18 protein-coding genes are annotated in these 18,387 nt (G+C 72.6%); 15 read left to right on the top strand and 3 right to left on the bottom strand.

The window, feature by feature from the left end:
* Positions 1–16: 16 nt before the first annotated feature.
* Positions 17–511 (top strand): ATP-binding protein, encoded by a 495-nt coding sequence (locus tag OG332_RS06195; protein WP_442816338.1) that lies wholly within the window; start codon positions 17–19, stop codon positions 509–511.
* 83 nt (positions 512–594) lie between these two features.
* Here OG332_RS06195 and idi read toward each other — a convergent pair whose 3' ends face one another.
* The 3 genes from idi to OG332_RS06180 form a co-directional block, all read right to left on the bottom strand.
* The gene (gene idi, locus OG332_RS06190) at positions 595–1,194 is read right to left on the bottom strand and encodes an isopentenyl-diphosphate Delta-isomerase (protein WP_327412484.1); all 600 of its coding nucleotides are present in this window, start codon (positions 1,192–1,194) and stop codon (positions 595–597) included.
* Between the two features lie 161 nt (positions 1,195–1,355).
* Complete coding sequence (locus OG332_RS06185) at positions 1,356–2,666, bottom strand: bifunctional class I SAM-dependent methyltransferase/N-acetyltransferase (protein ID WP_327412483.1); 1,311 nt, start codon at positions 2,664–2,666, stop codon at positions 1,356–1,358.
* 414 nt (positions 2,667–3,080) lie between these two features.
* Positions 3,081–3,224 carry a hypothetical protein gene (locus OG332_RS06180; RefSeq protein WP_327412482.1) on the bottom strand — a complete coding sequence of 48 codons (144 nt, stop codon included), beginning with the start codon at positions 3,222–3,224 and terminating at the stop codon, positions 3,081–3,083.
* Between OG332_RS06180 and OG332_RS06175 the strand changes: the two genes are divergently transcribed.
* The 14 genes from OG332_RS06175 (at position 3,219) to OG332_RS06110 (ending at position 18,383) form a co-directional block, all read left to right on the top strand.
* Positions 3,219–4,832, top strand: a complete 1,614-nt coding sequence (locus OG332_RS06175) for a DUF5941 domain-containing protein (protein ID WP_327412481.1) — start codon at positions 3,219–3,221, stop codon at positions 4,830–4,832. The genes OG332_RS06180 and OG332_RS06175 overlap by 6 nt on opposite strands.
* Positions 4,829–5,581 carry a phosphocholine cytidylyltransferase family protein gene (locus OG332_RS06170; protein ID WP_327412480.1) on the top strand — a complete coding sequence of 251 codons (753 nt, stop codon included), beginning with the start codon at positions 4,829–4,831 and terminating at the stop codon, positions 5,579–5,581. The genes OG332_RS06175 and OG332_RS06170 overlap by 4 nt, the downstream gene beginning before the upstream one ends.
* Positions 5,569–6,630, top strand: a complete 1,062-nt coding sequence (locus OG332_RS06165; protein ID WP_327412479.1) for an iron-containing alcohol dehydrogenase family protein — start codon at positions 5,569–5,571, stop codon at positions 6,628–6,630. The genes OG332_RS06170 and OG332_RS06165 overlap by 13 nt, the downstream gene beginning before the upstream one ends.
* The gene (locus OG332_RS06160; RefSeq protein WP_327412478.1) at positions 6,608–7,387 is read left to right on the top strand and encodes a CDP-alcohol phosphatidyltransferase family protein; all 780 of its coding nucleotides are present in this window, start codon (positions 6,608–6,610) and stop codon (positions 7,385–7,387) included. The genes OG332_RS06165 and OG332_RS06160 overlap by 23 nt, the downstream gene beginning before the upstream one ends.
* Before the next feature lie 8 nt (positions 7,388–7,395).
* Positions 7,396–8,268 (top strand): glycosyltransferase family 2 protein, encoded by an 873-nt coding sequence (locus OG332_RS06155; protein WP_442816337.1) that lies wholly within the window; start codon positions 7,396–7,398, stop codon positions 8,266–8,268.
* 94 nt (positions 8,269–8,362) lie between these two features.
* On the top strand, positions 8,363–9,292 hold the full coding sequence (locus tag OG332_RS06150) for an ABC transporter permease (RefSeq protein ID WP_327412476.1): 930 nt from the start codon (positions 8,363–8,365) through the stop codon (positions 9,290–9,292).
* Positions 9,285–10,067: an ABC transporter ATP-binding protein gene (locus OG332_RS06145; protein WP_327412475.1), complete on the top strand. Its 783-nt coding sequence runs from the start codon at positions 9,285–9,287 to the stop codon at positions 10,065–10,067. The genes OG332_RS06150 and OG332_RS06145 overlap by 8 nt, the downstream gene beginning before the upstream one ends.
* A 365-nt stretch (positions 10,068–10,432) precedes the next feature.
* The gene (gene hpnC, locus OG332_RS06140) at positions 10,433–11,371 is read left to right on the top strand and encodes a squalene synthase HpnC (protein ID WP_327412474.1); all 939 of its coding nucleotides are present in this window, start codon (positions 10,433–10,435) and stop codon (positions 11,369–11,371) included.
* Between the two features lie 44 nt (positions 11,372–11,415).
* On the top strand, positions 11,416–12,336 hold the full coding sequence (hpnD, locus tag OG332_RS06135) for a presqualene diphosphate synthase HpnD (protein ID WP_327412473.1): 921 nt from the start codon (positions 11,416–11,418) through the stop codon (positions 12,334–12,336).
* Complete coding sequence (locus tag OG332_RS06130; protein ID WP_327412472.1) at positions 12,336–12,704, top strand: hypothetical protein; 369 nt, start codon at positions 12,336–12,338, stop codon at positions 12,702–12,704. The genes hpnD and OG332_RS06130 overlap by 1 nt, the downstream gene beginning before the upstream one ends.
* Entirely contained in the window at positions 12,701–14,080 is a 1,380-nt protein-coding gene (gene hpnE, locus OG332_RS06125) for a hydroxysqualene dehydroxylase HpnE (RefSeq protein ID WP_327412471.1), read from the top strand. Before OG332_RS06130 ends, hpnE begins: the two co-directional genes overlap by 4 nt.
* Positions 14,077–15,243 (top strand): polyprenyl synthetase family protein, encoded by a 1,167-nt coding sequence (locus OG332_RS06120; protein ID WP_327412470.1) that lies wholly within the window; start codon positions 14,077–14,079, stop codon positions 15,241–15,243. The genes hpnE and OG332_RS06120 overlap by 4 nt, the downstream gene beginning before the upstream one ends.
* A 120-nt stretch (positions 15,244–15,363) precedes the next feature.
* Positions 15,364–17,700 carry a squalene--hopene cyclase gene (shc, locus tag OG332_RS06115; RefSeq protein ID WP_327412469.1) on the top strand — a complete coding sequence of 779 codons (2,337 nt, stop codon included), beginning with the start codon at positions 15,364–15,366 and terminating at the stop codon, positions 17,698–17,700.
* The gene (locus tag OG332_RS06110; protein WP_327412468.1) at positions 17,700–18,383 is read left to right on the top strand and encodes a phosphorylase family protein; all 684 of its coding nucleotides are present in this window, start codon (positions 17,700–17,702) and stop codon (positions 18,381–18,383) included. The genes shc and OG332_RS06110 overlap by 1 nt, the downstream gene beginning before the upstream one ends.
* Positions 18,384–18,387: the final 4 nt, after the last annotated feature.

Below are 18,387 nucleotides of genomic sequence, written 5' to 3'. Positions count from 1 at the left end.
AGACGGGGGACGGAAGATGGATGTCAGCGGGAGTGTCCCGCCAGCCAAGGAGGGGGAGCCGGAGGCTCCGGCCGACCCCCTCGCCTACGAGGGGGTGTGGAGGTTCACGGCGCCCGCGGTAGAAGAATCCGTTCCGCAGGCCCGCCGGGCGGTCCGGGACCTGCTCGGGCGCCAAGGGGTGCCGGCCCCTCAGGACCTCGTGTACTCCCTGCTCCTGATCGTCTCCGAACTGGTGACGAACTCGGTCCGGCACGCCGCCCTCCTCTCGCCGGAGGTCGCGGTCGAGGTCGCGATCGGCCGCGAGTGGGTACGGGTGGCGGTCGAGGACAACCACCCGTACCGGCCCAAGGCGCTGGAAGCCGACTTCGGCCAGACCGGCGGCCGGGGTCTGCTCCTCGTCCGGGAGGTCACGCGGGAGGCCGGCGGGGTCTGCGACGTAGAGCACACTTCGACCGGCGGCAAGGTCATCTGGGCGGCCCTGCCGCTCACCGCCCCGCCGTCCGCCGGCTGAGCGGTGGACGGACGGCGCAGCGGCGGACGAGCGGGACGGCGTACGGGCAGGGCCCGGAGACCGGACAGCGAGGCGGCGTACGGCTACCAGCCGGCCGCGTCGCCGGTCAGTTCGCGGATCGCGGGCCGCGCCGCGTCCAGCACGGTCATGAACCAGGCCGAGAACGGCACTTCGGCATGCCGCTTGGCCAGCTCCTCGGCCGTGACGAAGGCGGTGTCCTCGACCTCCTCCGGATCGGGCCGCACGACCGTCTGCGCGAGTCCCACGAACAGGTGATTGAACTCCTGCTCCACCAGACCCGACGCGGGGTCCGGGTGATTGTAGCGCACCGTCCCCGCCTGCGCGAGCAGCGAGGGCGACAGCCCCAGCTCCTCGTGGGTCCGCCGGGCCGCGGCTGCGAACGGCGACTCCCCGGGATAGGGGTGACCGCAACAGGTGTTCGACCAGACGCCGGGGGAGTGGTACTTCCCGAGGGCCCGCTGCTGGAGCAGCAGACGACCCTGCTCGTCGAAGAGGAACACCGAGAACGCCCGGTGCAACTGCCCGGGCGCCTGGTGGGCGGAGAGCTTCTCCGCCGTGCCGATGGTGTTGCCGGACTCGTCGACCAGTTCGAGCATGATCGGTTCTTGAGTACCGGTGCCGTTGGACGCGCTGTTCGCGGCGGTGGCTGGTGTGGTCGGCATACCCATCCTTCGCTTCGGACTTCGGCCTTCAGTCTGCCGTACAAAAGAGGCTTGTCCCCACTTCGGAGATCCGCGCATGTCCGCCCCCCGTCCCGTGCTAGGCGACGAGGGGCGGATCACACCGGTCCTCCGCAGTCCTCCGCGACGACCTTCCGCGCGCGTCAGACCCCGAAGGGAGCCGGATAGTCGATCATGCCCGCCGGTACCGGCACGGAATCGTCCAGCACCAGCGCCATCATCGCCTCGTCCGGAACCTCGAAGGGCGCGCGGATCCCGAAGCGCGACGCCGGTGTGAAACCGAAGCGCGGGTAGTACTCCGGGTGCCCGAGCACGAGGACCAGTGACTCCCCGCGCTCCGCGGCCGCCTCGAGCAGGGCCCGTACGACCGCGCTGCCCGCGCCCGAGCGCTGGAACGCGGGCGCGACGGCCACCGGGGCGAGCGCGAGCGCCCGGACCCCGCCGACCCGGCACGCGGTGAGCAGGGCGTGCGCCGCCACCGATCCGTCCGGGGCCTCGGCCACGTACGACAGCCCGGGCAGCCAGGCCGCGTCCGTACGCAGCGCGTCCACGAGGTCCGCCTCCAGCGGGGTCTCGAACGCCGCGAGGTTGACCTCCCGTACCGCGGCCGCATCGGCCCCGGTCTCCGGGCGGGCGGGCCAGACGTCGCCGTCCCCGGCCGTCACCGGGCTCAGGACGTAGCCCGTGTACCCGTACTCGTGCCCGTGCCGGGCCCGTACGTCGAGCTCCTCGCACGTGGCGGCGAGCGCCCGGGCCATCGCGGGGGTCCCGTCGGCTCCGGAAAGGGCACGGACCCGCTCGGCGAGCGGACCGTAGTACTCGGCCCAGTCCGAGTCGGGCAGGTGGTGCACGCCCAGCACCCGATACCCGGCGGCCCGGGCGGCCGCGAGGTTGCGGGCGGTGGAGCGCAGCGGGTACTCGCGGTCCCAGAAGGCGCGGGCCCCGGCGGACGACTGCGCGACGGTCCACTGGCACTCGGTCAGTACGAGCGTGCCGCCCGGGGCGAGCAGTCGCTTCCACCGCGCGAGCGCGGCGTCGAAGCCGATGGCATAGGCGGAACCCTCGGCCCACACGAGGTCGAAGGAGCCGTCCGCGAAGTCGTCGCGGTCCCCGTCGTCAAGTGCGCCCATGTCCGCCTGGACGGTGCGGACGCGGCCGGCCAGCCCGCGGGCCGCGGCGGCCGTGCGGAGCTCTTCGAGGAAGGGGGCGTGCAGGTCGACGGCAGTCACCTCGGCGCGGGCACCGCCGCCCGCCTCGGCGGCGAGCAGCAGGGCGCTGCGCCCCGGACCGCAGCCCAGGTCGAGGACGCGCGGCCGCTCGGGCAGCGGTCCGCACAGGGACAGCAGGTGGCGGGTGCTGGCGTCGGAGCCCGGAGCCTGCCGGGGCAGGCCGTGGTGCAGGGCGAAGAAGGCCTCGGTGAAGGCGTGGTCGGTGAAGGTGTTGTTGTCGGTCAACGTGAACCCTTGGAACGGGGGCTCCGGCCGACGAGGCCCAGCTGTGTGATCAGGCCCGGCCGGATGCCCGGAGGAAACGGGAAGTGGGGATGCACCGGAGTTCGCTGCGCACGGCCGCGACCACTACGACGGTCATCAACCCACCTCTTTCCACTCGACACGTTCAGGGGCGTGTCCACCGTAACATCCGGGCCGTTTGTGGTACCGCACCGTGATCACCGATGATGATCGCGACCCGGCCCGGGGCCGCGATATTCGGCTTATCGGGACGTAAACGGGTGATGAACCCCTGCTTCCATTCATCCGATAGCCTCTGCCGACGTGCCGCCGCCCCCGAGGCGTCCGTCCGGAATCCGTTACAAGGAGTGAGTTCGTCTGCCGACCGTCATCCTCACCGGCCTGCCGGTCCCCGGATCACCGCTCGCGGACGAGCTGCGCTCGCTCGGCTTCGAGGTCCGCCCCGCCACCGGTCCCGAGGACGCCGCTGCCGCACTGGCCGCCGTACCCGCCGACCAGCGGGTGGCCGTCGTGGACAGCGCCTTCGTCGGGCACGTGCACGCACTGCGCCTCGCGCTGACCGATCCGCGCTTCGACGCCTGCGCCGTCACCGGCGCCCTCGCCGTCCAGCCCGGAGCCCGCGACGCCCTCGACAAGGCCGCCGTCGCGACCGGAGCGGACGCCGACGCCGCCCCGTACGCCGACCGGCTCGCCGCCGCGGTCGAGGCCGCCGGGACCTCCGTTCAGCGCCCCGAGCTGGGCACCCTCGTCGCCACGGTCCCCGCGGGTCCGGGGGAACGGGACGCGGCGACCGCCGCCGTCGCCGCCGTCGACGACGAGGCCGTGCGCCTGCGGACCGCCGTGAAGTCCCGCGACGGCTTCTTCACCACCTTCTTCATCAGCCCGTACTCGCGCTACATCGCCCGCTGGTGCGCACGTCGCGGCCTGACCCCGAACCAGGTCACCACCGCCTCGCTGATCACCGCGCTGATCGCGGCCGGCTGCGCCGCCACGGGCGAGCGCTGGGGCTACGTGGCGGCCGGCGTGCTGCTCCTCGTCTCCTTCGTACTGGACTGCACCGACGGGCAGCTCGCCCGCTACTCGCTCCAGTACTCGACGATGGGCGCCTGGCTCGACGCCACCTTCGACCGCGCGAAGGAGTACTCCTTCTACGCGGGCCTCGCGCTCGGCGCCGCCAGGAACGGCGATGACGTCTGGGCCCTGGCCACCGGCGCCATGATCCTGATGACCTGCCGGCACGTCGTTGACTTCTCCTTCAACGAGGCCAACCACGACGCCACCGCCAACACGAGTCCCACGGCGGCGCTCTCCGACAAGCTCGACAGCGTCGGCTGGACCGTGTGGGTCCGGCGGATGATCATCCTGCCGATCGGCGAGCGCTGGGCGATGATCGCGGTCCTGACCGCCCTCACCACCCCCCGCATCGTCTTCTACGCCCTGCTCGTCGGCTGCGCCTTCGGCGCGCTCTACACCACCGCCGGCCGGGTCCTGCGCTCCCTGACCCGCAAGGCCACCCGCACCGACCGCGCGGCCCAGGCCCTCGCGGACCTCGCCGACTCCGGGCCGCTCGCCGAGCTCCAGGCCCGGCTGCTGCGCGGCCGCGCCGGGTCCTTCGGCTCCGTGTACGTGGCGGCCCTGGGCGCGGCGCTGATGATCGGGGCGGCCGTGTGGCTGCCGTTCGGCGACCCGCGGCTGATCGCCGTCGCGGTGATCTACGTCATGGCTTCCGGCCTCGCCGTCGCCGCTCCGCTCAAGGGCGCCCTGGACTGGCTGATCCCGCCGCTGTTCCGGGCCGCCGAGTACGTGACCGTCCTCGTGCTCGCCGCCAAGGCGGACGTCCCCGGGGCCCTTCCCGCGGCATTCGGCCTGATCGCGGCGGTCGCCTACCATCACTACGACACGGTGTACCGCATTCGCGGTGGCACCGGCGCGCCCCCGCACTGGCTGGTGCGGACGATCGGCGGCCACGAAGGCCGGGTCCTGCTGATCACGGCCTTGGCGGCCGTCCTCGCGTCGCGCGAAGCGGACTTCCCCGTCGCGCTCACGGCAACGGCCGTGTTCGTGGCACTCGTGGTGCTCGTCGAGAGCATCCGGTTCTGGGTCTCCTCCGGAGCACCCGCCGTACATGACGAAGGAGAACCAGCATGATCGGCCTTGTACTCGCTGCCGGTGCCGGACGCCGTCTGCGTCCCTACACCGACACCCTGCCCAAGGCCCTCGTGCCCGTCGGCCCCGAGGGCGACGAGGAGAGCATCACGGTTCTCGACCTGACCCTCGGCAACTTCGCCGAGGTCGGCCTGACCGAGGTCGCCATCGTCGTCGGCTACCGCAAGGAAGCCGTGTACGCGCGCCGGGAGGCCCTGGAGGCCAAGTACGGCGTCAAGATCACGCTGATCGACAACGACAAGGCCGAGGAGTGGAACAACGCCTACTCCCTGTGGTGTGCGCGTGACGTCCTCAAGCAGGGTGTGATCCTCGCCAACGGCGACACCGTCCACCCGGTCTCCGTCGAGAAGACCCTGCTCGCCGCACGCGGCAACGGCCAGAAGATCATCCTCGCCCTCGACGCGGTCAAGAACCTGGCCGACGAGGAGATGAAGGTCGTCACCGCCGACGGCAAGGGAGTCCAGAAGATCACCAAGCTGATGGACCCCGCCGACGCGACGGGCGAGTACATCGGTGTCACCCTCATCGAGGCCGAGGCCGCCGAGCAGCTGGCCGACGCGCTGAAGACCACCTTCGAGCGCGACCCCGACCTCTACTACGAGGACGGCTACCAGCAGCTGGTCAACGACGGCTTCACCATCGACGTGGCACCCATCGGCGACGTCAAGTGGGTCGAGATCGACAACCACGACGACCTCGCCAAGGGCCGGACGATCGCATGCCAGTACTGACGAGGCTCATCCCCTCGCCCGTCGTCGTCGACATCAGCCGCGGCGCCATGGACGACCTGGCCGGCCTCCTGGCCGACCAGCGGATCTCGGCGTCCGGCAAGCTGGCGATCGCGATCAGCGGAGGCTCCGGCGTGGCGCTGCGCGCCAGGCTGGAGCCCGTACTGCCGCACGCCGACTGGTACGCGGTCGTCGACGGCACCATCGACTCCGCGGTCAAGCTGGCCGACGACATAAAGGGCCGCCGCTACGACGCCGTCGTGGGCCTGGGCGGCGGCAAGATCATCGACGTGGCGAAGTACGCCGCGGCGCGGGTCGGGCTGCCCATGGTGGCCGTCGCCACCAACCTCTCGCACGACGGCATCTGCTCGCCGGTGTCCATCCTGGACAACGACAACGGCCGCGGTTCCTACGGCGTCCCCACGCCGATCGCCATGGTGATCGACCTCGATGTGATCAAGGAAGCCCCGGTTCGGTTCATCCGCGCCGGCGTCGGCGACGCGATCTCCAACATCTCGGCCATCGCCGACTGGGAGCTCTCGCACGAGATCACCGGCGAGCCCGTCGACGGCCTGGCCGCCGCCATGGCCCGTACCGCCGGCGAGTCCGTGCTGCGCCACCCCGGTGGCTGCGGCGACGACGAGTTCCTCACCGTGCTCTCCGAGGCGCTGGTCCTCTCCGGCATCGCCATGTCGATCAGCGGGGACTCCCGCCCGTCGTCCGGCGCCTGTCACGAGATCAGCCACGCCTTCGACCTGCTCTACCCGGGGCGCTCCGCGCTCCACGGCGAGCAGGTCGGCCTCGGCGCCGCCTTCGCGATGCACCTGCGGGGGGCCGAGGAGCAGTCCGGCCTCTTCACCGAGGTGCTGCGCCGACACGGCCTGCCGGTGACCCCGGAGGAGGTCGGCTTCAGCATCGACGAGTTCGTCACGGCCGTCGAGTACGCCCCCCAGACCCGCCCGGGACGCTTCACGATCCTGGAGCACCTCAACCTGTCCGCAGCCGAGATCAGGGACGCTTACGCCGACTATGCCAAGACCATCCGTAGCTGAACTCCGGCCCGTCGTACACCCGGCGGGCGTCAAGGACCGGGTCAGCGGCGAGCACTGGGGCGGGCGCCTCTACATGCGCGAGATCTCCCTGCGCATCACCCGCCTCCTGGTCACCACCAAGGTCACGCCCAACCAGCTGACCTACGTGATGACCCTCGCCGGCGTGCTCGCCCTCCCGGCCCTGCTGGTGCCGGGCATCCTGGGCGCCGTCCTCGGCGTGGTCGCGGTCCAGCTCTACCTGCTGCTCGACTGCGTCGACGGAGAGGTCGCGCGCTGGAAGAAGCAGTTCTCGCTCTCCGGGGTGTACCTGGACCGGGTCGGCGCCTACCTGTGCGACGCGGCCGTCCTCGTGGGCTTCGGCCTGCGCGCGGCGGACCTGTGGGGCACCGGGCGGGTCGACTGGCTCTGGGCCTTCCTCGGCACCCTCGCGGCGCTCGGCGCGATCCTGATCAAGGCCGAGACCGACCTCGTCGGCGTCGCCCGCCACCAGGCCGGCAAGCCGGTGGTCAAGGACGCGGCGGCCGAGCCGCGCTCGTCCGGCATGGCGCTCGCCCGCCGCGCCGCCGCCGCGCTCAAGTTCCACCGCCTGGTCCTCGGCATCGAGGCCTCGCTGCTCATCCTGGTGCTGGCCGTCCTGGACCAGATGCGCGGCGACCTGTTCTGGTCCCGCGTCGGCGTGGCCGTTCTGGCCGGCATCGCGGTGCTGCAGACCGTGCTGCACCTGGTGTCGATCCTGGCCTCCAGCAGGCTCAAGTGACCGCCCCGATGCGGCTGGGCGCCGTGATCATCACCATGGGCAACCGGCCCGACGAGCTCAAGGCTCTCCTCGACTCGGTGGCCCGCCAGCAGGGCGACCCCGTCGAGGTGGTCGTCGTGGGCCAGGGCGTCGAGGTCACCGGCCTGCCCGGGGGTGTGCGCAGCATCACGCTGCCCGAGAACCTGGGCATCCCCGGCGGCCGCAACGTCGGCATCGAGGCCTTCGGCCCCGGTGGCGGCGACGTGGACGCGCTGCTCTTCCTGGACGACGACGGGCTGTTGGAGCGCACCGACACCGCCGAGCTGTGCCGCCAGGCCTTCGCCGAGGACCCCGGGCTCGGGATCATCAGCTTCCGGATCGCCGATCCGGACACCGGCGAGACCCAGCGACGGCACGTGCCGCGGCTGCGCGCCTCGGACCCGATGCGCTCCTCCCGCGTGACCACCTTCCTGGGCGGCGCCAACGCCGTCCGCACGAAGGTGTTCGAGCAGGTCGGAGCGCTGCCGGGGGAGTTCTTCTACGCGCACGAGGAGACCGATCTGGCCTGGCGGGCCCTCGATGCAGGGTGGCTGATCGACTACCGCTCGGACATGGTGCTGCTGCACCCGACAACTGCCCCCTCCCGGCACGCGGTCTACCACCGTATGGTGGCTCGTAACCGGGTGTGGCTCGCCCGCCGCAACCTGCCCGCCCCGCTGGTCCCGGTCTACCTGGGCGTCTGGCTCCTGCTGACGCTCGTACGCAGGCCGTCGGCACCGGCGCTCAAGGCCTGGTGCGGCGGTTTCCGGGAGGGGTGGACCACTCCCTGTGGACCCCGCCGCCCGATGAGATGGCGAACGGTCTGGCGGTTGACCCGGCTGGGCCGACCTCCTGTCATCTGACCAGCCCGCGTCTGGGAACATGACGCGATCACGGGCCTCGAGCCACCAGCCTGATGCCCACCTGGCCGCATCTTGAAGACGAAAGTTTCAACTTGTGAGTGACACAACCCACGACGGCGCCCTCGCCACGAGCAGGCCGCCGTCCGAAGACGCGGGGCTCAGCTCCGCGGAGCTCGCCAGGAAGTACGGCCTCTCGGTCAGCGGAGCCCGGCCGGGCCTCGGCGAGTACGTGCGGCAGCTCTGGGGCCGACGCCACTTCATCATGGCCTTCTCCCGGGCCAAGCTGGTCGCGCAGTACAGCCAGGCGAAGCTCGGCCAGGTCTGGCAGGTGGCGACCCCGCTGCTGAACGCGGCCGTCTACTGGCTGATCTTCGGCCTGATCCTCGGCGCGGGCCGGGAGATGCCCAAGGGCGTCTACGTCCCGTTCCTGATGATGGGCATTTTCGTCTTCACCTTCACGCAGAGCTCGGTGATGGCGGGTGTCCGGGCGATCTCCGGGAACCTCGGCCTGGTGCGGGCGCTGCACTTCCCGCGCGCCTCCCTGCCGGTGTCCTTCTCGCTGCAGCAGCTCCAGCAGCTGCTGTACTCGATGATCGTCGTCTTCGTGATCGCCATCGCCTTCGGCAACTACCCGCGGCTCGCCTGGCTGCTGGTGATCCCGACCCTGGCGCTCCAGTTCGTCTTCAACACCGGCCTCGCCATGATCTTCGCGCGGATGGGTTCCAAGACCCCCGACCTGGCGCAGCTGATGCCGTTCGTGATGCGTACCTGGATGTACGCCTCCGGCGTCATGTTCCCGATCGGGATCTACCTCGAGGACCAGCCCCAGTGGATCAGCGACCTGCTGCTGTGGAACCCGGTCGCGATCTACATGGACCTCATCCGCTTCGCGCTGATCGACGACTACGGCAGCAGCAACCTGCCTCCCCACGTGTGGGCCTTCGCGGTGGGCTGGGCCGTGGTGATCGGCGTCGGTGGCTTCGTGTACTTCTGGAAGTCTGAGGAGCGTTACGGCCGTGGCTGACAACACCCATGGGCGCGTCCCCACCGTGATCGCGGACGGCGTCCACATCGTCTACCGGGTCAACACCGGCAGCGCCGGCAAGGGCGCGGCCACCGCCGCGCTCAGCAAGATAATCCGCCGGAAGAAGGGCGACTCCCCGGGCGTCCGGCGGGTCCACGCCGTGCGCGGAGTCTCCTTCACCGCCTACCGCGGCGAGGCCATCGGCCTCATCGGGTCCAACGGATCCGGGAAGTCGACCCTGCTGCGCGCCATCGCGGGCCTGCTGCCCTGCGAGGAGGGCAAGGTCTACACCGACGGCCAGCCCTCGCTGCTGGGTGTCAACGCGGCCCTGATGAACGACCTCACCGGCGAGCGGAACATCGTTCTCGGCGGTCTCGCGATGGGTATGAGCCGCGAGCAGATCAAGCAGCGCTACCAGAGCATCGTCGACTTCTCGGGCATCAACGAGAAGGGCGACTTCATCTCCCTGCCGATGCGTACCTATTCCTCCGGCATGGCGGCGCGTCTGCGTTTCTCCATCGCGGCCGCCAAGGACCACGACGTTCTGATGATCGACGAGGCCCTGGCCACCGGTGACCGCAGCTTCCAGGTGCGTTCGGAGGACCGGATCCGCGAACTGCGGCAGAAGGCCGGCACGGTCTTCCTGGTGAGCCACAACAACAAGTCCATCCGTGACACCTGTGACCGGGTGCTGTGGCTGGAGAAGGGTGAGCTCCTGATGGACGGGCCCACCGAGGAAGTCGTCTCGGCGTACGAGAAGGCCACCAACGGCTGACCTCCGGGTCGTGCGGCGCCCTCTTCCGGCGCTTTTCCGCTTCACCCGAAGGCCCCCGCCGCTCAGCGCGGCGGGGGCCTCAATCGTGTTCTCGCATTTCGCGGCGACATTCGGTGGCGGAGCGAATACCCGGGAGGGCTCCGCGACGTTCTACAGCGTAAGCTGAGGCGGTCCTCAATCGCGGCAAGAGGGGACGATTCCCCGCAGGTGAACGGCCCAGGGGCAGCCCCGGGGAAACCCCCGGCGGCGTGTCCGAAATGGGATGTATTGGGTCGGCAGTGTAGAACGGGAGATGTGACGGCAATGGCTACGGGAATTCTCCGGCCCCCAGGCACGACGGCCGTCCCCGCCCCTGGCGGCGGGCGGTGACCGCGGCGCACGGCATCCGGCCCCTGTCCGACACGGTCCACGTGAGCGCCACCCTCGACAAGGCATCGGCTGAGAACTTCCCCGTCGCCCCCGTCTTCCTTCCCCGCGCCTGGCGCGACGGGCTGACGGCCGTCTACGGGTACGCCCGCCTCGTCGACGACATCGGCGACGGCGACCTCGCCCCCGGCGGGCGCGACGCCGCACTCCTCGGCCTCGACCCGGCCGCGACCGACGACCGGCCCGCCATGCTCGACGCCCTCGAGGCGGACCTGCTCCGTGTCTTCAACGGTTCCGGCGGCCCGGCCGGCCCCCCGAGGCACCCCTTGCTCCTCGCCCTGCAGCCCGTGGTCCGCGCCCACGGCCTCACCCCCGAACCCTTCCTCGGGCTCATCGAGGCCAACCGCCAGGACCAGCGGGTCACGCGCTACGAGACCTACGGGGGCCTGGTCGGCTACTGCGAGCTCTCCGCGAACCCGGTCGGGCGCCTCGTGCTCTCCCTCACCGGCACCAGCACCCCCGAACGCATCCGCCGCTCCGACGCCGTCTGCACCGCCCTGCAGATCGTCGAGCACATCCAGGACGTCGCCGAGGACCTCGGCAACGACCGGATCTACCTGCCCGCCGAGGACATGCGGCGCTTCCACGTGAGCGAGGCCGATCTGGCGGCCCCGTCCGCCGGCGCGTCCGTACGCGCCCTGGTCGCATTCGAAACTGAGCGCGCACGCGAACTGCTGAATGAAGGCACCCCCCTCGTGGGTAGCGTGCACGGCAGACTCCGGCTGCTGCTCGCGGGCTTCGTGGGAGGAGGGCGCGCAGCCCTGCGAGCCGTCACGGCCGCCGGCTTCGACGTACTCCCCGGCCCGCCCAAGCCCACCAAGAGCGGCCTGCTCCGCGAGGTTGCCGCCGTCCTGCGCACAGCGCCGAGAAAGGGGTGAGCCCGACCGTGGAGGGCCCCACACACGCGTCCGCACCGGCTGCGATGTCCGCACCGATTTCGGCCGCCTACAGCTACTGCGAGGCCGTCACCGGTTCACAGGCGCGCAATTTCGCGTACGGCATCCGGCTGCTGCCCACCGACAAGCGGCAGGCGATGTCCGCGCTGTACGCCTTCTCCCGGCGCGTCGACGACATCGGCGACGGCACGCTGGCGCCCGAGGCCAAACTGGCCCGGCTGGAGGAGACCCGCGCCGTGCTCGGACGGATCCTGGCCGAGGAGATCGACGAGGACGACACCGACCCGGTCGCCGTCGCCCTCGCGCACGCCGCCCGCCGCTTCCCGATCCCGCTCGGCGGCCTCGACGAACTCATCGACGGCGTCCTGATGGACGTCCGCGGCGAGACCTACGAGACCTGGGACGACCTCAAGGTCTACTGCCGCTGCGTCGCCGGAGCCATCGGCCGGCTCTCGCTCGGCGTGTTCGGCACCACGGCGGGCGCGGCCGACTCCGGGCGCGCCGCCGAGTACGCCGACACCCTCGGCCTCGCCCTGCAACTCACCAACATCCTCCGCGACGTTCGCGAGGACGCGGGCAACGGACGCACCTACCTGCCCGCCGAGGACCTCGCCAAGTTCGGCTGCTCGGAGGGCTTCCACGGCGACCGGGCGCCGGCCGGCTCCGACTTCGCCGGGCTGGTCCACCACGAAGTCCGGCGCGCCCGCGCCCTGTTCGTCGAGGGCTACCGGCTGCTGCCGATGCTCGACCGGCGCAGCGGCGCCTGCGTGGCCGCGATGGCCGGCATCTACCGCCGCCTCCTCGACCGCATCGAGCGGGAGCCGGAGGCGGTGCTGCGGGGCCGCGTCTCGCTGCCGCCGCACGAGAAGGCGTACGTCGCCGTCCGCGGCCTGTCCGGCCTCGACGCGCGCACCATCTCCCGCCAGAACACGCGGAGGCGGCCCTGATGGCCCCGATCACCCTGCCCCCGGGGGAGACCCCGGGAGCGGTCCCGGCGTGCGCGGCCGCCGCACCGCACCGGGCCGCGCGGGCCGACCGCACGGGGGCGCCCGCCACCCCGCGCCGCGCGGGCGCGGCCGCGGCCGCGGGCACGTCCGGCGCCCCGACGGCCGTCGCCGCCGCGCCACGCCCGCGCAGGCGCCCGGCGGGCCGTCCCGGCCGGGACGGAGCCCGGGCAACCACCGCGGCGACGGGCGCGTCTCTTCCGGCGGACTCCGGCCCCGCCGGGCGGGCCGCCGCACACGGGGCGGCCTCGTCCGCCGAGGACCGACCGGCCGGCCCGGAGGGCGACCGCACCACGGGGGAGGGCGCATGACCGGCACCGACCACCACGCCGTCGTCGTGGGCGGCGGCCTCGCCGGGGTCACCACCGCCCTCGAACTCGCCGACGCCGGGCTCCGCGTGACCCTGCTGGAGGGCCGCCCCCGGCTCGGCGGACTCGCCTTCTCCTTCAAGCGCGGCGACCTCAACGTCGACAACGGCCAGCACGTCTACCTGCGCTGCTGCACCGCCTACCGATGGTTCCTCGACCGGGTCGACGGCGCCGCCCTCGCCCCCCTGCAGGACCGGCTCGACGTACCCGTCCTCGACGTGGCCCGCCCCGGCGGCCCGCGCCTGGGACGGCTGCGCCGCAGCGCCCTGCCCGTGCCCCTGCACCTGGCCGGGTCGCTGGCCCGCTATCCGCACCTGTCCCTCGCCGAGCGCGCGAGCGTCGGCCGCGCCGCCCTCGCGCTGCGCCGCCTCGACCCCGCAGACCCGGCCCTGGACGGCCTGGACTTCGCGACCTGGCTCGGCCGCTACGGCCAGAGCCCGCGCGCCATCGAGGCCCTGTGGGACCTCGTCGGCATCGCCACCCTCAACGCGACCGCCGCCCAGTCCTCGCTGGGCCTGGCCGCCATGGTCTTCAAGACCGGCCTGCTCTCCGAGAACGGCGCCGCCGACATCGGCTGGGCCCACGTACCGCTGGGCGACCTGCACGACGGCCTCGCCCGCAAGGCCCTCGACGCGGCCGGCGTACGGACCGAGCTGCGCACCAGGGTCACGGGCATCTCCCGTACCGCCGACGGGAACTGGCGGATCGACACCGAGGACGAGTCCCTCGACGCCGGGACCGTGGTCCTCGCCGTCCCGCAGCGCGAGGCACACGGACTGCTGCCGGCCGGCGCCCTCGCCGACCCCGACAAGCTCCTCGACATCGGCACCGCGCCCATCCTCAACGTCCACGTCGTCTACGAGCGCAAGGTGCTCAAGCAGCCCTTCTTCGCCGCACTCGGCTCCCCGGTGCAGTGGGTCTTCGACCGCACCGACTCCTCCGGGCTCCCCGACGGCGGCCAGTACCTGGCGCTGTCCCAGTCCGCCGCCCAGGACGACATCGACGAACCCGTCTCGGTCCTGCGCGCCAAGTACCTGCCCGAGCTGGAGCGGCTGCTCCCCGCCGCGCGGGGCGCCAAGGTACGGGACTTCTTCGTCACCCGGGAGCGGACCGCCACCTTCGCCCCCACCCCCGGGGTCGGCCGGCTGCGCCCCGGGGCGCGCACCGACACGCCGGGGCTCTACCTCGCCGGTGCGTGGACTGCCACCGGTTGGCCCGCGACCATGGAGGGCGCCGTCCGGAGCGGAATGAGCGCGGCGCACGCCGCACTCGCCGCGCTCGGCCGCCACCGCGACCACCCTCTGCAGGAGGCGGCATGACGATCACCACGAGCACGACCAGCAACAGCGGCACAGCACGTACAGGAACAAGAGGAGAGCCAGTGAACCCGGGGAATCCGGCCGTCGAGAACACGGATGCCAGTGTGGGCACGGCCGGAAGGAGCGCGGAGAAGGCGGACACGATCGCCCTCCTGGAGCGCGGCCGCACACTGTCGACCCCCGTGCTCCGCGCCGCTGTGGACCGGCTCGCGGCGCCCATGGACACCGTCGCCGCCTACCACTTCGGCTGGATCGACGCCCAGGGCAACCCGGCGGACGGCGACGGCGGAAAGGCCGTGCGCCCCGCCCTCGCGCTGCTCTCAGCCGAAGCTGCGGGCGCCGCAGCCGAGGTCGGCATCCCCGGCGCCGTCGCCGTCGAGCTCGTGCACAACTTCTCGCTGCTGCACGACGACCTGATGGACGGCGACGAGCAGCGCCGCCACCGCGACACGGTCTGGAAGGTGCACGGACCGGCCCTCGCGATCCTGGTCGGCGACGCCCTCTTCGCCCTCGCCAACGAGGTGCTGCTGGAGCTCGGCACCGTCGAGGCCGGCCGGGCGACCCGCCGGCTGACCACCGCCAGCCGCAAGCTCATCGACGGCCAGGCGCAGGACATCTCCTACGAGCACCGCGAGCGCGTCAGCGTCGAGGAATGCCTGGAGATGGAGGGCAACAAGACCGGCGCGCTGCTCGCCTGCGCGGTCTCCATCGGCGCGGTGCTCGGCGGCGCGGACGACCGTACGGCCGACAAGCTGGAGGAGTACGGCTACCACCTGGGCCTCGCCTTCCAGGCCGTCGACGACCTGCTCGGCATCTGGGGCGACCCGGAGGCCACCGGCAAGCAGACCTGGAGCGACCTGCGCCAGCGCAAGAAGTCCCTGCCGGTGGTCGCCGCCCTCGCGGCCGGCGGGCCGGCCTCCGAGCAGCTCGCCGAACTGCTTGCCGCGGACGCCAAGGCCAGCGACTTCGAGAACTTCTCGGAGGAGGAGTTCGCGGCCCGCGCGGCGCTCATCGAGGAGGCCGGCGGCCGCCAGTGGACCGCCGACGAGGCGCGCCGCCAGCACGCCGTCGCGATCCGGGCCCTCGACGACGTCGACATGCCGCAGCGGGTGCGCGAACAGCTCGTGGACCTCGCCGACTTCGTCGTCGTGCGCAAGAGGTGATCGCCACCCGACAGCGGATATGAATCGCGAGTCGCCGGCCGGAGCCGCCATCTGAGCGTGGCGCGCACCGGCCGACGGCAGACCCCAGCACAGCACAGGACACTGTTCTAAGGGGAAGCCATGACAGCGACGACTGACGGCAGCGCCGAGGGCGCTGCCGCTGGCAGCGAATCAACCCCGGGCCTCCCGGCGGTTCCCGGCGTGGGGCGCGCCCGCGGCCCGGCCGCCGAAGCGGGGCCCCCGGCCCCGCCCCGGGCAAGCCTGCCCCGTCTGCAGGCCGAGTACGGCGTCGCGCCCGGCGCCGCCGGCCCGCGGACCGAGTACGGCCCGCGGGGCACGCCCGGAGCGGACGGCGGCCGGGTGCGCGTGAGCCCGCTCGGGGACCGGCCGGGCACGGCGCGGGCGCCGGGCGCCGCACCGCCCGACTTCGGCCCGGAAGCCGACCCGCCGGGCGAGCCCGGTGGCCGGGTGCGCGTGAGCGTGCTCGCGGACGCGCCCCCGGGGCCGGACCGGGTGGGACCGGCCCGGGCCGCCGCGGACCTGCCCGAGCCGCCGGACGGCGCCGCGCCGGGCGTGTACGAGGCCACCGCGCGGGCGACCCGGCACCTGCTGGAGCGTCAGGACGCCGAGGGCTGGTGGAAGGGCGACCTGGAGACCAACGTCACCATGGACGCGGAGGACCTGCTGCTGCGGCAGTTCCTCGGCATCCGGGACGAGGCCACCACCCACGCCGCGGCCCTGTTCATCCGCGGCGAGCAGCGGGAGGACGGCACCTGGGCCACCTTCCACGGCGGCCCGCCCGACCTGTCCGCCACCATCGAGGCCTACGTCGCGCTGCGCCTCGCAGGGGACGCGCCGGACGCCCCGCACATGGCCCGCGCCTCGGCCTGGATCCGGGCCCACGGCGGGATCGCCGCCGCCCGCGTCTTCACCCGGATCTGGCTGGCGCTCTTCGGCTGGTGGAACTGGGACCACCTGCCCGAACTCCCGCCCGAGCTGGTGTTCCTGCCGTCCTGGGTGCCCCTGAACATCTACGACTTCGGCTGCTGGGCCCGCCAGACCATCGTTCCGCTCACCGTGGTCTCCGCGCTGCGCCCGGTGCGCCCGGCCCCCTTCGCCCTCGACGAGCTGCACGCCGACGCGCGGGTGCCGAACCCCGCCAAGCGCCCCGCCCCGCCGACCACTTGGGAGGGCGCCTTCCAGCGGATGGACAAGGCCCTGCACGTCTACCGCAGGTTCGCCCCGCGCCGGCTGCGCAAGGCCGCCATGGCCACCGCCGGCCGCTGGATCGTCGAGCGCCAGGAGAACGACGGCTGCTGGGGCGGGATCCAGCCGCCCGCCGTGTACTCCATCATCGCCCTGCACCTGCTCGGCTACGACCTCCGGCATCCCGTGATGCGCGCCGGACTGGAATCCCTGGACCGCTTCGCTGTGTGGCGCGAGGACGGCGCCCGGATGATCGAGGCCTGCCAGTCCCCGGTGTGGGACACCTGCCTGGCCGCGATCGCCCTCGCCGACGCGGGCCTGCGCCCCGACCATCCGGCGTTGGTCAAGGCCGCGGACTGGATGCTCGGCGAGGAGATCACCCGTAGAGGGGACTGGGCGGTACGGCGGCCCGGGCTGGCCCCCGGCGGCTGGGCGTTCGAGTTCCACAACGACACCTACCCCGACATCGACGACACCGCCGAGGTCGTCCTCGCACTGCGCCGGATCCGGCACCCCGACCCGGCCCGGGTCGAGGCGGCCATCGCCCGCGGCGTGTCCTGGAACCTCGGCATGCAGTCGAAGAACGGCGCCTGGGGCGCCTTCGACGCCGACAACACCAGCCCCTTCCCGAACCGGCTGCCCTTCTGCGACTTCGGCGAGGTCATCGACCCGCCCTCGGCCGACGTCACCGCCCACGTCGTGGAGATGCTCGCCTTCGAGGGACGGGCGGGCGACGCCCGGACCCGGCGCGGCATTGCCTGGCTGCTCGCCGAACAGGAACCGAACGGCGCCTGGTTCGGCCGCTGGGGCACCAACTACGTCTACGGCACAGGTTCGGTGCTCCCGGCGCTCACCGCCGCCGGCATCGCCCCGGGTCATCCCGCGATCCGCCGGGCCGTGCGCTGGCTGGAGACCGTACAGAACGAGGACGGCGGGTGGGGCGAGGACCAGCGCTCCTACAAGGACCCGTCCTGGGCCGGGAAGGGGGCCTCCACCGCCTCGCAGACCGCGTGGGCGCTGATGGCCCTCCTGTCGGCCGGCGAGCGGGACGGCAAGGCCGTCGAACGGGGCATCGGCTACCTGATGGAGACGCAGCGGGCGGACGGCTCCTGGGACGAGCCGTACTTCACGGGCACCGGCTTCCCCTGGGACTTCTCCATCAACTACCACCTGTACCGGCAGGTGTTCCCGCTGACCGCGCTCGGCCGCTACCTGTACGGGGAACCGTTCGCCGCGGGCGGGGGCGTCTGATGTCCGCCGAGCCGGAGCGGACCAAGGGGGACCGGGCCCAGAACCCCGACCCGCTGCTGGTCGCCTGCGCACTGCGCATCGAGCAGGCGGCGCTGCGCAGCGCCGGGCCCGGGGCGGTCCGGGGCCACTCCCTGCTGCGTACCGGGATGGGCCCGCGCGCGGCCGAGCGGGCCGTCGCCCGGGCACTGGACCGGCCCGGGATGGACCGGGCCGCCGTCCTCGCCACGGGATTCTGCGCCGGACTGGTCCCCGGCATGCACCCCGGCGACCTGGTCGTCGCCGAGGAGACCCGGGACCTGCAGGGGGCCGTCACCTGCACCGGCACCGCCCTGCTCGCCGCGGCACTGGCCCGGGCCGCACCGGGCCGGACCGTGCACACCGGCGCACTGACCGGATCCGACCACGTCGTCCGCGGCCAGGAGCGCGCGCAGCTGCGCGCCACCGGCGCCATCGCGGTCGACATGGAGTCCGCGGCCACCCTGTGGACCGCCACGCGCGGCGGCCCTTCCCCGGGCGGCGGCCGCCGCCCGGTTGCGGCCGTCCGGGTGATCGTGGACGCTCCGGAGCATGAGCTCGTCCGTATCGGCACGGTTCGCGGGGGAATATCGGCCTTCCGTGTTCTGCGTGCCGTAGTGCCCGCGTTTTACGAATGGCACCGTTCTTTGCTGCTCCCCAGGAGGTGAGCCA

It is taken from the genome of Streptomyces sp. NBC_01233 (genome assembly GCF_035989305.1).
GTDB lineage: Bacteria > Actinomycetota > Actinomycetes > Streptomycetales > Streptomycetaceae > Streptomyces.
Note: the sequence above shows the minus strand (reverse complement) of the source record. Positions and strands in the feature narration are given on the sequence as shown.